The 15438-nt window shown below is 41.5% G+C and carries 11 protein-coding genes; 4 read left to right on the top strand and 7 right to left on the bottom strand.

What is annotated here, in order from left to right:
- Positions 1 to 67 precede the first annotated feature (67 nt).
- On the bottom strand, positions 68 to 835 hold the full coding sequence (locus GSQ84_RS18075) for a UDP-2,3-diacylglucosamine diphosphatase (protein WP_158798667.1): 768 nt from the start codon (positions 833 to 835) through the stop codon (positions 68 to 70).
- Positions 836 to 1036: 201 nt separating this feature from the next.
- Between GSQ84_RS18075 and GSQ84_RS18080 the strand changes: the two genes are divergently transcribed.
- Positions 1037 to 2047 (top strand): NAD(P)/FAD-dependent oxidoreductase, encoded by a 1011-nt coding sequence (locus GSQ84_RS18080; protein WP_158798668.1) that lies wholly within the window; start codon positions 1037 to 1039, stop codon positions 2045 to 2047.
- Between the two features lie 2 nt (positions 2048 to 2049).
- Entirely contained in the window at positions 2050 to 2376 is a 327-nt protein-coding gene (locus GSQ84_RS18085; protein WP_158798669.1) for a 2Fe-2S iron-sulfur cluster-binding protein, read from the top strand.
- On the opposite strand, the gene GSQ84_RS18090 is transcribed toward GSQ84_RS18085, so the two are convergent.
- On the bottom strand, positions 2373 to 4067 hold the full coding sequence (locus GSQ84_RS18090) for a S41 family peptidase (protein WP_158798670.1): 1695 nt from the start codon (positions 4065 to 4067) through the stop codon (positions 2373 to 2375). The genes GSQ84_RS18085 and GSQ84_RS18090 overlap by 4 nt on opposite strands.
- Positions 4068 to 4124: 57 nt before the next feature.
- Positions 4125 to 4340, bottom strand: a complete 216-nt coding sequence (locus GSQ84_RS18095; protein WP_158798671.1) for a hypothetical protein — start codon at positions 4338 to 4340, stop codon at positions 4125 to 4127.
- A gap of 154 nt (positions 4341 to 4494) precedes the next feature.
- Here GSQ84_RS18095 and GSQ84_RS18100 point away from each other — a divergent pair, with 154 nt between their 5' ends.
- Positions 4495 to 7320 carry a pitrilysin family protein gene (locus tag GSQ84_RS18100; protein WP_158798672.1) on the top strand — a complete coding sequence of 942 codons (2826 nt, stop codon included), beginning with the start codon at positions 4495 to 4497 and terminating at the stop codon, positions 7318 to 7320.
- 125 nt (positions 7321 to 7445) lie between these two features.
- On the opposite strand, the gene GSQ84_RS18105 is transcribed toward GSQ84_RS18100, so the two are convergent.
- Positions 7446 to 8975, bottom strand: coding sequence for a glycoside hydrolase family 10 protein (locus GSQ84_RS18105; RefSeq protein ID WP_158798673.1), 1530 nt, complete (start codon positions 8973 to 8975; stop codon positions 7446 to 7448).
- Between the two features lie 215 nt (positions 8976 to 9190).
- Between GSQ84_RS18105 and GSQ84_RS18110 the strand changes: the two genes are divergently transcribed.
- Entirely contained in the window at positions 9191 to 10099 is a 909-nt protein-coding gene (locus tag GSQ84_RS18110) for a hypothetical protein (RefSeq protein WP_158798674.1), read from the top strand.
- 7 nt (positions 10100 to 10106) lie between these two features.
- Here GSQ84_RS18110 and GSQ84_RS18115 read toward each other — a convergent pair whose 3' ends face one another.
- The 3 genes from GSQ84_RS18115 to folE are packed head-to-tail and all read right to left on the bottom strand — an operon-like array spanning position 10107 to position 15431.
- Positions 10107 to 13796, bottom strand: a complete 3690-nt coding sequence (locus GSQ84_RS18115; RefSeq protein ID WP_158798675.1) for a HAMP domain-containing sensor histidine kinase — start codon at positions 13794 to 13796, stop codon at positions 10107 to 10109.
- Positions 13797 to 13853: 57 nt separating this feature from the next.
- Positions 13854 to 14738 (bottom strand): ACP S-malonyltransferase, encoded by an 885-nt coding sequence (gene fabD / locus GSQ84_RS18120; RefSeq protein ID WP_158798676.1) that lies wholly within the window; start codon positions 14736 to 14738, stop codon positions 13854 to 13856.
- 57 nt (positions 14739 to 14795) lie between these two features.
- Complete coding sequence (gene folE, locus GSQ84_RS18125; RefSeq protein ID WP_158798677.1) at positions 14796 to 15431, bottom strand: GTP cyclohydrolase I FolE; 636 nt, start codon at positions 15429 to 15431, stop codon at positions 14796 to 14798.
- Between the last annotated feature and the right edge of the window lie 7 nt (positions 15432 to 15438).

The following is a 15438-nucleotide window of genomic DNA, read 5'->3' on the forward strand; positions in this document are numbered from 1 at the left end:
CCCTGAAGCAATTGGTATTTATAGGATTACAAAAATAAGGAATATATATTTGTTTTTTCAGTAACGGCTATACTTTGTGCGGATATGCTTCCCGTTCAAAATATTCAAGTCTTAACTCTTTGCCATCAAAAACCGCATACGAATTAAATCCGAACCACTCACCAATATTATAATACTGGCTATTGTCACCTAAATCGATCACCATAGGCAGGTGCCGGTGACCATAGATAAAATAATCATAATGCTGCTTTTGAAGGATCTCACGGGAATAAATAGCCAGCCATTCATTTTCTTCACCCAGAAAAACCTCTTCCACGCGTGTATTCACTTTCCTGCTGGAGAGCGACCAGCCATTGGCTATCCCCAGTCCTATACTTGGCGGCAGCATAGAAAACAGCCAGCGGCAAACAGGATTTCTAAAGATCTTTCTTAAGATCCGGTAATTTGCATCCCCCGGACCCAGGCCATCTCCATGGTGCAGATAAAAGCTCTTCCCCCCTCTTTCTATCACCAGCTCATCACTGACGATCTGGATTCCCATCTCTTTGGTGAAATAGTCATTCACCCACATATCGTGGTTACCTTTAAAAAAATAGATCTTAACCCCGGCATCAGACAGGGAAGCCAGCTTGCCCTGCAAACGAATATATCCTTTGGGGACTACCGTACGGTATTCAAACCAGAAATCGAAAATATCGCCCATTAAAAACAACTCAGAACAGGTAGTTTCTATAGAACTTAGCCAGCGCACGATCCGGTCTTCCCGGATACGGCTTTCCTCATGATTAGGAGAGCCCAAATGAAAATCAGAAGCGAAATATATATTCTTTGCCATCAATACCCAAAGATAGTCAACCATTTTTATCAATCATGCCAAAAATATTTTTTACTCTTCTAAATAACATTAGCCTTTAAAAGGCCTATAAAGACGATTATATCCGTCTGCTTTGTCAGACTTAGCTAAAATTTATACCATTTCTGCCCAGTTCAGAACCATTACAAACTATTTTTGTAAATTCGCAGCAAATTTAAATACATGATATCTACAGATATAGCCATCATTGGCGCCGGACCCGTTGGTTTATTTGCCATTTTCGAAGCAGGTTTACTAAAAATGCGTTGTCATTTAATTGATTACTTACCTCAAATTGGCGGTCAGCTTTCAGAAATATACCCTAAAAAACCTATTTATGACATCCCCGGTTATCCAAGTGTCCTTGCTCAGGAATTGGTAGATAACCTGCTGGAACAGGCTAAACCTTTCCATCCGGGATTTACTTTAGGTGAACGTATCGAAGGACTGGAAAAACGTGGTGAAGGAGATTTCGTGCTAACTACCAACATGGGCACGATCATAGAATCCAAAGTAGTGGTTATTGCAGGTGGTTTAGGTTGCTTTGAACCGCGTAAACCGGTTGTTGAAGGACTGGAGCAGTTTGAAAACGGACGTGGTGTAAATTACATGATCCTTGATCCTGAACAATACAGGGGACAGAAAATGGTGATTGCCGGAGGTGGTGATTCTGCATTGGACTGGACAATCTTCCTGGCTGATATCGTTGAAGAATTAACCCTGATCCACCGCAGCGAAAGCTTCCGTGGTGCCCCGGATTCAGTAAACAAAGTAATGGCCCTTGCTGAAAGCGGAAAAATTAAACTGGTATTAAACGGTAACCTGAAATCAGTATCCGGAACAGGAAAACTGGAAAGCGTAGAAGTGATAGACAACAAAAGCCTGGAAGCAACTACCATTGAAGCTGATCACCTGATCCCTCTTTTTGGATTAAGCCCTAAGTTAGGCCCTATCGAAGATTGGAACCTGAACATCAACAAAAGTGCAATTGAAGTAAATACAGATGATTATTCTACAAACATCCCTGGTATTTATGCTATTGGTGATATCAATACCTACACCAACAAATTAAAACTGATCCTTTGCGGATTCCATGAGGCAGCATTGATGAGTCACAGTGCCTACAAATACATGAACCCGGGTGTTAAATACACCATGAAATATACTACTGTTAACGGAGTAGCCGAATTTTAATAATGGAAGAAAATAATATTATAGTTACCGTCCAGAATGCGGACGGTAGCTTAACCCCTCTGGAAGCACCTGTTGATATGGGCTTAAGCCTGATGGAATACCTTAAAGCCTGCGAATATGATATCTTAGCCACCTGCGGCGGAATGGCGCTGTGTGCTACCTGCTGTGTGGATGTATTGGAAGGTGAAGAAAAGTTAAAGGAAATGACAGACGATGAATATGCGATGCTGGATACTTTACCCGATCTTTTGCCCAATTCAAGACTAGCCTGCCAATTACAGTTAAGTCATGAAATGAACGGACTGGTAGTTAAACTGCACGGAACCTAATTACTGTCGGCCCCGGCAGTAGTTCCTGCCGGATCTCCAATAGTTTTATAATTTCCTTCTCCTTTTAATATCGCAAGCATTTTAGTGGAATTGCCCAGCACTTGCTTCGCTGCCCCTATTTCCTTATCATACTGGAATGCCTGCACTATTCTGCCTTTCTCATAATAATACCTGCTTACGATCTGGGTTTCCAATACTCTTTTGATCTCCGCTTTGTGCGTAACCAGGTCTTCTTTTCTCGAAGCCAGCAACTTGGCTTTGATATCATCCAGATCGGTTTTCACCTCCCCAAGCTGTTTCTCTTTTTCTGCTTCAGTACGCAGATCGGCCAATATCCTTTCTGTAGTAGACGTATAGTTGTAATTTTTCCCTTCCAGTGAACTCATATAATTCTGATAATCATCATCCGTGATCTGGAAATCTGCAGGGTCGGCAATGGTAGCATGGTTCTTCTTGTAGGCATTGGCAAAATCAAAGAACATACTTTTTCCAATCAGGGCAACGGTTACGGGACTCAACTTAAAGGGCTCTACCACCACATCGGGATAAATACCATTCCCATTATATACGCTCCTGCCCGTCCGTGTATTGAATTTTGTGATCAGTGAATCTGCTATTCTGCTATTTTCTCCTGACGCATTTTTATGGGCATAATCAATAGCCTGAATACATCTTCCCGAAGGCGTGTAATATTTGGCTACGGTGACTTTAACTAAACTGTTATAAGGCAGGTTAAAGGTTTGCTGAACCAGCCCTTTGCCATAACTCCGCTGTCCGATGATCACTGCTCTGTCCAGGTCCTGTAAAGCCCCGGCAACAATCTCCGATGCAGAAGCTGAAGATCCGTTGATCAGTACAGTTAAAGGAATATCCGGTAATAAACTGGCACTGGAAGTCCTGTAATTAATGATCTTTTCAGGATTACGTCCCCTTTGGGTAACAATAACTACATCTTTATCTACAAAGAGGTTTACAATTTTCACGGCTTCCTGTAAAATACCACCGCCATTATATCTCAGGTCCAGAATCATTCCTTTAGGATGCTGATTGTTTAGCGCTATTGCCGCATCCTTAACTTCCTGGGCAGAATTTTCCAGGAACTTATCCAGTCTGATATAAGCCACATCGCCGATCATCCCTGAATAGGAAACATTAGGCTGCATGATCTCATCTCTTACAATCTGTTTATCAATCACTAAACCTTCCCGTTTAATCTGAAGGTCTACAGTGGAACCACGGGGACCACGCAGCAGCTGGCTAACCTCTGCCCGTTCTTTTCCCTTAATGTCTAAATTATTTACCCTGATAATCTGATCTCCGGCCTGAATACCCTGTTTAAATGCAGGATAGCCCTCGCTTACCTCATTTACAAATAACTGGCCGCCAATAAAAACCGTGCTCATGCCTATGCCGCCAAACTGGGTACTCACATACTTTAGTTTAAATTCTTCCACCTCAGACTCCGGAACATAAACCGTGTAGGGGTCAAGGGTTTCGAGCATGGCGTCGATACCTGTTCTCATTAATACGGTCGGATCAGTTTCCTCCACGTAATTAATGCTGATCTCTTTATAAAGCGAAGCGAAAATATCCATGTTTTTAGACACCATGAATAAATCATCTTTAAATGACCAAGTTAGGGATGCAATTGCAGCAAGAACTAACAGTAGTGCAAACTTATTTTTTTTCATGAGCATGCAATGGATTAAAAAACGTGACTTACATGCTTTGAGCAGCAGCTTAAAGATTTACAACCTGTTTCCGGTAGGATCTGCAAGCGCTTTGTTAATGGTAAACTCTACGTATCTTACATCTCTTTTCAGTAATTGTGTCAGTTCATTCACTAACTCATCTTCTTTACCCGGAGTAAAGGATAAATTTTCTTTAGCCAATTCTCTGTATTTTCTCAAAACCTTGATTTTAACTCTTTGTGCTGTTTCAGGAGTGAATGTAAAGCTTGCCATAATTAATTCTTTCCTGCAAAAATATGAAAAAAACACCAGATCGTTATTATATTTATGGCTTCCTTAATTCTGCAAAAAACTATCTCCTTATTACGGAAACGCTGTAAAACTTCGAATATTTTAATCCAGGACAGTATCCAATTATAAAAACCGAATGAATAAAAAAATCAAACCCTTTGTATGGGGTTTACTGGCACTTATAATGCTTAACAACCCGGTATCCGGGCAAACAACAGCTGATTTTGGGACTTCTATCCCTAATGATCCCGGTGTCAGGATCGGCAAATTGCCTAATGGCCTTACCTACTATATCCGTAAAAATCCGGAACCCAAAAAACGGGCAGAGTTATACCTGGTAAACAAAGTGGGCTCCCTGCTGGAAAATGATGATCAACAGGGACTGGCACATTTTACGGAACACATGGCTTTTAAAGGAACCCGGGATTTCCCGAAAAACCAGATCATTGACTATCTGCAAAAAGCAGGTGTACGCTTTGGTGCCGACCTGAATGCCAATACAGGCTTTGATCAGACCATTTATCAGCTGCCTATTCCTACAGACAGTGCAGACGTTTTCCGTACAGGATTTAAGATCCTATCCAACTGGGCCGGAAGGATGACCATGAATAGCGGAGATATAGACACGGAGCGCGGCGTGATCATCGAAGAAGACCGCCAGCGTGGTAAAAATGCTGATGACAGGATGAACAAACAGCTTTATCCTGTATTACTTAAAGACTCCCGGTATGCGCTTCGGATGCCTATCGGAAAAATTGATTTGCTAAAGTCCTTTACCTATGATAAACTCAGGTCCTTTTATGCCGATTGGTACAGGCCCGACCTGCAGGCGGTAATAGCTGTGGGTGATTTTGATGTCAATGAAGTGGAAAAACTGATCATTGCCAATTTCTCCGACCTGAAAAATCCGGCGCAGGAAAGAAAAAGGTTAACCTATGGTCTCCTAGACAATATTGCCCCCCTGATCAGGATAGTAACCGACCCCGAACAGCAGTATACCGTTGCTGCCGTAAATTATAAACGAAAGGTAAAGGTTACCAAAACAATGGCCGATCTCAGGAAAAGCCTGCTCTATAGCATGCTCAATGAAATGTTATCCTCGCGCTTTCAGGAAATCATGCAGAAAGGCAATGCACCTTTCTTATTTGCCCAAAGTTCTTATGGCGCTTACCAGGGAGGCATAACACCGGATGAGGATGCATTTGGTATCCAGGTAGCGGCAAAGTCTGCAAAAGAGCTGCAAACTGCATTGGCTGCAGCTGTAGCAGAAAGTGACAGGGCTGTCCGCTTTGGATTTTTACCTACCGAACTGGAAGTAATCAAAAAAAATATTAACGCAGGGAATGAACAGGGATTGAAAGAAAAAGATAAAACCCCTTCCTCTTCCTTTGTACAGCAATATGTGGATCATTTCCTGACCGGCTCTCCTATCCCATCAATTGATTTCACTTATGCCGCCATCAAAAAGAACCTGGGCACCATTACCCTTGCAGAAGTAAATGCACTGGCAAAAACCCTGATCACACCAAATAACGAGATCATCACCGTACAGGCTCCGGAAAAAGACAAAGCGATATTGCCTTCACCCGCACAATTACTGGCTATAGTAACACATGCCGGCGACCATGTGACCCCTTATGTTGATCATACTGTAAACACACCCCTGCTGGATAAAACACCTGCAGCTGGTAAAGTCATCGCAGAAAAGAAATTGGATAGCATCGGCACCACAGAATGGACTTTAAGTAATGGTATCAAAGTATGGCTTAAACCTACTGATTTCAAAAATGACCAGGTAATTTTCAGTTCCTTTGGCAAAGGCGGTAACTCTGTAGCAGATCCCAATGATTATCAATCCGCAGATTTTTCGGGTTTAATTCCCGGAAGTGGCCTGGCAGGGTTTAACCCTACCCAACTCGATAAACTACTGGCAGGAAATACCGGAAGGGCAGGCGCTTATATTGATAACCTGTACCAGGGATTCTCGGGTAGCTCCTCCCCCAAAGATTTAGAAACTGCTTTCAAAATGGTCTATGTTTCAGCACTGGGTCCACGCAAAGACAGCGAAATTTTCAACAAGAATATCAGCGATTATAAAATAAGCCTCGAAAATAAAAATGCAGATCCGGAAAGTGTGTTTGCTGATACCGTACAGGCTGTACTTTCCTCTTATAACAAAAGAAGTATGCCCACTACCTTTGCAGATCTGGAAAAGGTTAGCCTGGACAAGAGTTTTGCCTTCTACAAAAGCCGCTTTGCCGATCTCGGCGAACAGACCTTTGTTTTTGTAGGTAATTTTACCCTGGAGGGCATTAAACCCTTAGTGGAAACCTATATCGCAAGCCTCCCATCGCTTCATCAACACCAGGATTTTAAGGATACCGGAGGTGATCCGCCAAAGGGTATAGTGAGTAAAACTGTTTACAAAGGACTGGAAGATAAAGCCACGGTACAGCTTTACCTCCATGGCGACTACAACTTTACCGCAGAAAACAATGTGCAGCTGGAAGCCCTAAAAACTGCACTGGAAAATAAGGTACTGGAAAGGTTACGCCAGAAAGAAAGCGGTGTTTATACGCCTGAAGTCGGATTAAGCGTAAACAAATATCCTGATGCACATTATTACTTTATTATTTCCTTTAGCTGTGCAAAAGCAAATGTAGAAAAACTGATTGCCGCGGCTTTAGAAGAAGTGACCAAGGTAAAAACCAATGGGGCTACTGAAGAAGATATCGCAAAATTCAAATCCGAAGAACAGCGTCAGCAGGAATTGAACCTCCGCAACAATGGCTATTGGTTAAACTACCTCACCAACAGGCTCAAATACGGCGAAAATATGAACCTTTTACTGAGCAGTAAACAGCGGATAGATAATGTCACTGTGTCTTCTACTAAAACTACCGCACAAACTTACCTCAATGGAAATAACTACATCCGTTTGGTGCTCCTGCCGCAGCAATAAGACAAAAGTCTTTATCAATAAAATGCCCCCTTGAAATTGCAAAGCCCCCAAAATTTAGACAATTTTGAGGGCTTTGTTATGATTGGTTTATTGCCAGCATCTCAGCAGATCATAAAAAACAGCCTTTACTTGATTTCCACGCCTATTGGCCCGCTCGGGTCACTTTCATTTTTCAGCCTGTCCAGTGCCGTGATCAGGTAATTATATCTTTTTCCCTTCTCCACTGTAGTATCCAGGAAGAAAGTAAAATCTTCAAAGCTGATTCTTAACATATTTTTTGGGTTAAGTACACTGATCTTCTCGCCTTCATCAAAACGATAGATCACATATCCTGAAGCTGTTTCGCCGTCAGTAGCTTTAAGCGGGGCAGACCATTTCAACTGAACACCGCCGGTTACCGCCTCTGCGCTAAACTCGCGGGGCACATTGGGGACAATTTCATCCAGCCAGGGCATTTGGGGCGGCAATGCGGGATACTTGTATAAATCCATTCGCAGTGAATCTGCTGTACCCCGGGCTACTGTGGAAAAAGATTTTGAACTAAAATATACACTGCCCTGCACGCGGTTATTCTGCCGCATAAACCTTACCTGATTAGGAATTTCTTCCGGCCTTTTCCAGGCCTCGTTCATCTTTTGATTTACCAGGTAAGCAGCCTGACCGATATACAAATGCCTGCCATAAGTATTATTACTCCACCAGTTCACCAGCGTATCAAAGGGAGCCGCTTTCCGGGCAAAAGTAAAGTAGATCTGAGGGTTAATATAATCTACCCATCCCTCCTTAATCCATTTCCTTGAATCAGCATACAGTTCTGTATAATTGGAAAGGCCATGGGTTTTGGAACCTAGTGAATCTTCCACACTATTCTTCCAGATCCCAAAAGGACTAATACCGAATTTCACATATTTTTTATAATGGTGGATACTGTCATCCAGCTCTTTGATCAGCAGGTCAACGTTGTTTCTTCTCCAGTCATACAGGTTGGTAAATCCATTCGGATACTTCCTGTAGGTGGCATCATCATTGATACGCTGACCAGAAAGAGGATAAGGATAAAAATAATCATCAAAATGGATCCCGTCTACATCATAGCCTTTTACCACGTCCAGGATCACCTGAACAATGTACTCCCTAACTTCAGGCAAGCCCGGATCAAATTGTTTTTTTCCTCCGTAAGTAAAAAATAAGTCGGGTCGTTTCCTGGTCATATGGTCTTCACTAACAAAAGATTTTGAGCCCATTGTAGCACGGTAAGGATTAAACCAGGCATGCAATTCCATGCCTCGGGCATGGGCTTCTTTGATAGCAAATTCTAAAGGATCATAACCGGCTGGCGCCACACCCTGTTTACCCATCAGCCATTGGCTCCAGGGTTCTCTGGACTTTTTATAAAAAGCATCTGCGGTAGGGCGAACCTGTAGCATGATCGCATTCATACCATTTTTTTTATGTTGTTCCAGTATACCAATCAGCTCCTGTTTTTGCTGATCTTCACTCAGGCCGGCTTTAGAAGGCCAGTCAATATTGTCTACAGTGGCTACCCAGATGCCCCTAAATTCTCTCTTTGGAGCAATTTTTGCTTGTATTTGCGCGTTTAACAAAAAGGGTGTGATAATAGTTGTTAAAATTGTGAAAACAATCTTTTTCAGCATTATTTGTTGTTTTTTTGGTAATATAGTAAGCTAAACAGAGGAATATATGATACATTGCTTTTCCCCGTTTCAGCAATTAAACGATTTTTTTTAATGGTCTTATACAATTTCAGATATTTTTTACGACAAAATTATATTATTTATTCTATGTTCGTTTTTTTTTATGAAGGCATAGCAAAGGGCAATTCACCAAAAAACTCAATTTTTGATTTCAAATGTTAGACCAAAAAGATCCCGTAAACAAAGGAGACCGCAATAAAATATATTTTTTAATCGTCGTTATTTTAGCCTTACTGGGCATTAATGCCTTTTTATTCTTCAAGGACAAACACGAAAAAGAACGTTTTGTTACCACAAATACCGAAAAAGACAGATTAAAATTAGAGGTAGAAAAAACAGAAGTAGAATTCGATAAGGTTAACCTGATGAATGTATCCTTAACGGAAAAACTTCAAAATGAGCAGCAACAGGCAAGGGCAAAAATTGCAGAATTAAAAAAAGAATTGCAAAAGGGAACCGTTACACAAGCGGAACTCATTTCAGCACAAAAAGAATTACAAAAACTAAAATCATTCCTGATAGATTATAAAGATGGTCTGTCCCGCCTGGAAAAGGAAAACTCCTACCTCAAAACGGAACGCGACAGCCTGAGCAAGTCTGTAACTACGGTCAATGCCAAGGCAGAAACCCTGGAAAAGAAAAATGTAGAGCTGGATGCCAAGGTGAAGAGTAATGCTGTACTGAAGGCATTTAATGAGCATTTGATGGCCTTCAAAGTAAAAAGCAGCGGTAAAAACGTAGAAGTATCCAAAGCCTCGGCAGCAAAAAAACTCATTACTTATTTTAACATTATCCCTAATCAGCTGGCAGAAAAGGGCTATCGCAAAATCTACATCCGCATTTTCGATCCTTCCGGTAATTTGATTGCCAATGAAACCAATATGTTCGAAGCAGATGGACAGGAAATGCAGTACAGTGAAATGATCACTATCTCTTACAACAATGACAACACCGTTTATCCAATAGAATGGGTAAATCCGAAACCATTTATCAAAGGAAGTTATTCTGTCATCTTATATACCGATGGAGCATCCATAGGAAAAGCCGCCATATTGCTGAAATAACGGTTATTTAGGATTGAACCAGCGGGAAGCTCAAATAAAACACAGTTCCTGTAGCTTCAGCCGACTCAAAATTGACCGTTCCTCCCGCATTCTCAACGGCTTGTTTAACAAAAGCTAACCCTAATCCTGTACCCGAAGATTTAGTGGTAAAATTAGGGACGAATATCTTCTCCTGCAAATCGCTGTCAATTCCTTTTCCATTATCCCCCACTTCTACCCATACATAGTCGGAGTCGTTAGTGATCTTGATCTGGATAAGGCATTTATCCTTCATCGTAGCCGCCTCAATAGCATTCTTCATCAGGTTATTAAATGAACGCAGCAGCTGGTCTTTATCTCCCAGTACCAGTACTTCCCTGTTAGTTAAATTGAATATATAAATTTCTGCATTTTTGGTATGGATGAAAACATCCCTGCTCTGTTCTATAATGGGAATAAGCAGCAACTGCTCCAGCTTGGTATCCGGCATTTTCGCAAAGTTGGAAAATTCAGAAGCAATAGTGGCCAGACTATCAATTTGTTCGATGAAAGACTTATAAAATCTTTCAAATTTGAGCGCAAAATTGGGGTCGTTCTCTTTCCATGATTTTTCCAGCAGCTGAACACCCAGTTTTAACGGGGTGAGCGGATTTTTAATTTCATGCGCCACCTGCTTAGCCATTTCCCTCCATGCACTTTCTCTTTCAGACTTAGCCAGTTTCACGGCACTATCTTCCAATGCAGCAATCATTTTATTATATTCCTTAATCAGTGAGCCGATCTCATCATGCCTCGACCATAAAATAGGCTGGTTCCTCTGTCCCAGTTTTGTTTTCCTGATGCTTTCCTGGATAAATGTCAGCGGGCTGGTAATCTGGTTGGCCAGGAATACGGCCAGCACCCCGATCGCTACAAATACCAATGCATAGATATTGATCAGTGTATTGATAAAAAGCCCTATCTTATTCTGGTAGTCGGCCTCATTGGCATAATAAGGAAGGCCTATATAAGCAACGGTTTGATTTTGTGCATTACGGATAGGCGCATAGGCGGAGGAATAGGTAAACTCTCCTATGGTTTCAGTAGGGTTAGAATATTCTGACCGTTGCAGTTGCTTGAGGTAGATATAAGCCTTCGAGCCCATCTTAGCGCCTATGATCCCATAATCATACATCTTCGGTAACGAAGTGAACAGAAGATCTCCATTTACGCTAAACAGGTTCAGATAAGCAGAGTTGATATCAGCAAACTGATCAAAATTAACTACAGCCTGATCCGTGTTCTTTGGTATTCCCGTAGCAAAGATCTGCTTCTCATAAGAGAGCTGTACTTTTCTGATCTTCTCCCTGATAAAATCTTCCTGTTGTTTACGGTATTCATCCCGGATATAAAAGAAGGTCGACCAGCCAACAATTAGCAAAGTAGCCACTACCGAGAGAACAATAGAAAGCTGTATCCTGGTCTTGTATAATATTTTATTGGCATTGATCATCAGCGAGCGGTTGATGTTAAACCAGCCTCCCCAGCTCTGGTCAATATTTTTCAGCAACCAGATCAGGATGTACACCGACACAGAAAAAATAATAAAAACCAGAAAAAAGAAAGACAATGCCGCCAAACGAACGATATAATCAACCTTTTCTTTACTGATTACTATGATCTTGGAATTACTGGCCGAATAGATCAGGTGACTGTAGCCCTGTTTGGTATCATTTACAATAACAGATTCACCGAGTTTACCTTTAAAGTCTGTATTAGCTAATTTATAGGTATACTTTCCCGATTGTTTAATCAGCTTATTGTTGTTGTAAAACGCAAAAGAATAATTACTATAATCATCATCGGTCTTCAATTTACCATCGATCAGGATCTCCGGAAACTGGCTGTTATAATTGTACTGCTGCGACTTCAGTTCTATGACTAAAGTACCGAGAATATGATTTTCATCGAAAATCGGAATGATACCAAAATAATTCTGATAACCAAAAGTATCATTCAGGCGGTAAAAAAAATTGGAGATCTTTACAGAGCCCGATTTCACCAGGTTCTGATAGTGCTGTAATGACTGCTCATCCCTCCGTATAGCCGCTGAATCTATGGCACTGAACTCATAGAAATTGTGCTCAAAAGGTGAAAGATAACCATCTAAAAAGGTTTTGTTGATATAATTCTGTAAAGCCAGGTGCCTGTTCGGACCAGGGCTTTTAAAATAGTCGGCTATAAAAAGGTCATTCGAAATCCCGTTTCCCAGGCTCTCTATGGAGTTAATTACCTTGGGGTCATCAGAAGATTGCAACCGTTCGGCAATCACATAACGGTTGTTCCGCTCCTTTATATCATTGAATTTTAAATATTTAACGGAGGAAATAAAAGCCAGGGAAAAGAAAATAGCCGCAAAAATACCAATAGAAAATTTATTATGCTGGATATAGATATTATAGGCAAGGATAAATAAGAATAGCGCGTAGGCAATAAAAAAAATCGTAAATGCGGTACACAACATATAAATGAAGTACAGCAGGAAAAAAGAAGCGAATAAGAGCAGGCGTTGTTTGTTTGTAACCTTCAGGCTCCTGGTCAATTCAATACTGATACAGGCCACTAAATACACATTGAACCAAACCAGACAGAGTAAAATAATACAAACCCAGCTTAGCCAGCTTAGGTTAACAATATTAGTAATATCAAAATTGAGCTTTGAATTAAAAATGAGCCCAAAAAAAATGGAGTTGATTAAAAATGCGATCCCCGAAAAGACCAGCAGCAGCAACGCATGAAAAGCCAAACCTGCGGTCTTGCTCCTGATAATCCAGTATGGAAGCCGGTATTTCTCTTTATAGGTGTAAATAAACAATACTACCCAGGTAATGGCCAGTACGTTGAGCAGAAAATCTCCGAGAGAGGGTAAAAAGTAACTTTCCGCATAAATAGAAGGACTAAAGATCTCCAGGTTAAACTGGTGGTTAAACCATTCATATTGAAGATCTGTAAACCTGATTGCCAGAAAAAACACGCTCAGTAGTAGCGTACCTTTGATTAGATGTCCCCTTTTCACCAGCCAGGCGCAAAACGAATTGATAAATAAAGCAAAACAAAATAAACCGATCACCCATAACCAAACCTGTATGGTGGCATATACACCCTGTGTATAACTGGGATTGAGCTTCACCTCAAACAGTAATTTACCATCCAGGTTCAGGATATCATAGACTTCCTCGTCCATAAAAGAAGCCAGCGACAGAGAGTTATTGGCCAGCAGCTTGTTTGCTATACCATTTTTCAGATAGCGATTCTGAATACTGTACTGGTTCTTTACCTCGATCAGGAAAAGCATGGAAAAATTACCCTGTGTTTTCCTGATCACTTCATACCAGCCGTTAGGGAACTGTACAAAAGAAGATCCTTCTTTTATTTTTTCAGGATCAGGCGGAATAGCCCCAAAAGAACTCCAGAACTGGAGTGTGGAGTGATCGTAGGTAAGCAGGTTGATCCCTTCAGGCCTGAGGTTCTGAATAAAATTTAATGCATAATTTTCATTCTGATGCAGCTGGCTTGCCCGTTGCATCTGCCGGCGGTCTGCCAGAAATTTATAAACTATCCGTTCTTTTTGCGCAAGGTTCTCCTGAAGAATACCTGCCTCGTGCCGAAGCAGGTCTTTCTTCGTAATGGAATGTTTTAATGACAACGCCGTAACGATACAGCATATTCCCAGAATCAATAAAAGAAATCTTATTTTAACCCCTATATTCACGCCGGATAATTTATGTGATCAGGATTAAACCGGTACAGCTGCAGAGCTGGTTTGAACTGCCCTGTTTACTTTTTTAACCAATCCCTGCAATACATTTCCGGGACCTACTTCAATAAATTCATCAGCACCGTCGGCAAGCATTTGCTCTACGGTCTGCGTCCATCTCACAGCCCCTGTTAGCTGTGTAATTAAATTAAACTTGATCTTTTCAGGGTCTGTTTGTGCCCGCGGGTCAACATTCTGGTAAATGGGACATACCGGAGGCAGTATAGTTGTATTCTCTATCGCTTCTTTTAATTCTATACGTGCAGGCTCCATTAAAGGCGAATGGAAGGCACCGCCAACATTCAGCTTTAATGCTCTTTTAGCACCGGCAGCAGTTAATTTCTCACAGGCAATATCGATACCTTCAATACTTCCGGAGATCACCAGCTGGCCCGGGCAGTTATAATTGGCTGCAACAACAACTTCATCAATCTCTGCGCATATTTTTTCTACTACCTCATCAGCTAATCCCAAGATCGCTGCCATGGTAGAAGGCTGCAATTCACAAGCCTTTTGCATTGCGTTAGCACGGGCAATTACCAATTTTAAACCATCTTCAAAAGAAATAGCCGATGCAGCCACCAATGCAGAAAACTCTCCAAGAGAATGTCCGGCAACCATATCAGGTTTAAAGTCATCACCAAGCGACTTTGCCAGGATAACAGAGTGCAGGAATATAGCTGGCTGGGTCACGTTAGTTTGTCTCAATTCTTCTTCCGTACCGGAAAACATGATGTCACTGATGCGAAATCCAATGATATCATTTGCTTTTTCAAACAACTCCCTGGCCATTTCCTGCTCATACAGTTCCTTACCCATACCTGAAAATTGTGCCCCTTGTCCTGGAAATAAATATGCTTTCATTTGTGCTGATCTTATGATAATAACCCCTAAAGGGCGATACTGTTTAAATTTTTATGTTTAATGTAATTTGGCGGTAATTAATCTCAAAAACTCTGCCCTGGTTTTGTCTTTGGCAAACTCACCGGTAAAAGCTGAAGTAGTGGTTACTGAGTTCTGTTTTTGTATCCCTCTCATTGCCATACATAAATGCTGGCATTCGATTACTACAGCTACACCTGCCGGGTTTAACGTTTCCTGAATACAATCCCTGATCTCATTGGTTAAGCGCTCCTGCACCTGCAATCTTCTGGCAAAGGCATCAACCACACGCGGGATCTTGCTGAGCCCTACAATATGTCCGTTAGGAATATAGGCCACATGCGCCTTCCCAAAAAATGGAAGCATATGATGCTCACACATCGAATAGACCTCTATATCTTTTACCACCACCATTTGGCTATAATCTTCTTTAAACATGGCCGAGCGTAATATCTCCGCTGGCTTAAGGTCATATCCATGGGTAAGGTACTGCAGTGACTTAGCTACGCGTTCAGGGGTTTTTAACAAGCCCTCCCGCTCCGGGTTTTCCCCAAGCTGACGCAGTATGTCTGTATAGTGACTGGAAATTGCTTCTATTTTTGCCGGATTATAGCGGTCTACCTTGATATAGCCTTCGTTCTCTTCTTCAAAGAGATCTTGTGTATGGTTCTCCATTATGTCT

Origin of the sequence: Pedobacter sp. L105 (genome assembly GCF_009765875.1) — a bacterium.
Lineage (GTDB): Bacteria > Bacteroidota > Bacteroidia > Sphingobacteriales > Sphingobacteriaceae > Pedobacter.

Bases quoted from the DNA above. Each gene is read 5' to 3' on its own strand.
- GSQ84_RS18080 (WP_158798668.1), top strand. From the start codon at position 1,037: ATGATATCTACAGATATAGCCATCATTGGCGCCGGACCCGTTGGTTTA.
- folE (WP_158798677.1), bottom strand. From the start codon at position 15,431: ATGGAGAACCATACACAAGATCTCTTTGAAGAAGAGAACGAAGGCTAT.
- GSQ84_RS18095 (WP_158798671.1), bottom strand. From the start codon at position 4,340: ATGGCAAGCTTTACATTCACTCCTGAAACAGCACAAAGAGTTAAAATC.
- GSQ84_RS18110 (WP_158798674.1), top strand. From the start codon at position 9,191: ATGTTAGACCAAAAAGATCCCGTAAACAAAGGAGACCGCAATAAAATA.
- GSQ84_RS18100 (WP_158798672.1), top strand. From the start codon at position 4,495: ATGAATAAAAAAATCAAACCCTTTGTATGGGGTTTACTGGCACTTATA.
- GSQ84_RS18075 (WP_158798667.1), bottom strand. From the start codon at position 835: ATGGCAAAGAATATATATTTCGCTTCTGATTTTCATTTGGGCTCTCCT.
- fabD (WP_158798676.1), bottom strand. From the start codon at position 14,738: ATGAAAGCATATTTATTTCCAGGACAAGGGGCACAATTTTCAGGTATG.
- GSQ84_RS18090 (WP_158798670.1), bottom strand. From the start codon at position 4,067: ATGAAAAAAAATAAGTTTGCACTACTGTTAGTTCTTGCTGCAATTGCA.
- GSQ84_RS18105 (WP_158798673.1), bottom strand. From the start codon at position 8,975: ATGCTGAAAAAGATTGTTTTCACAATTTTAACAACTATTATCACACCC.
- GSQ84_RS18085 (WP_158798669.1), top strand. From the start codon at position 2,050: ATGGAAGAAAATAATATTATAGTTACCGTCCAGAATGCGGACGGTAGC.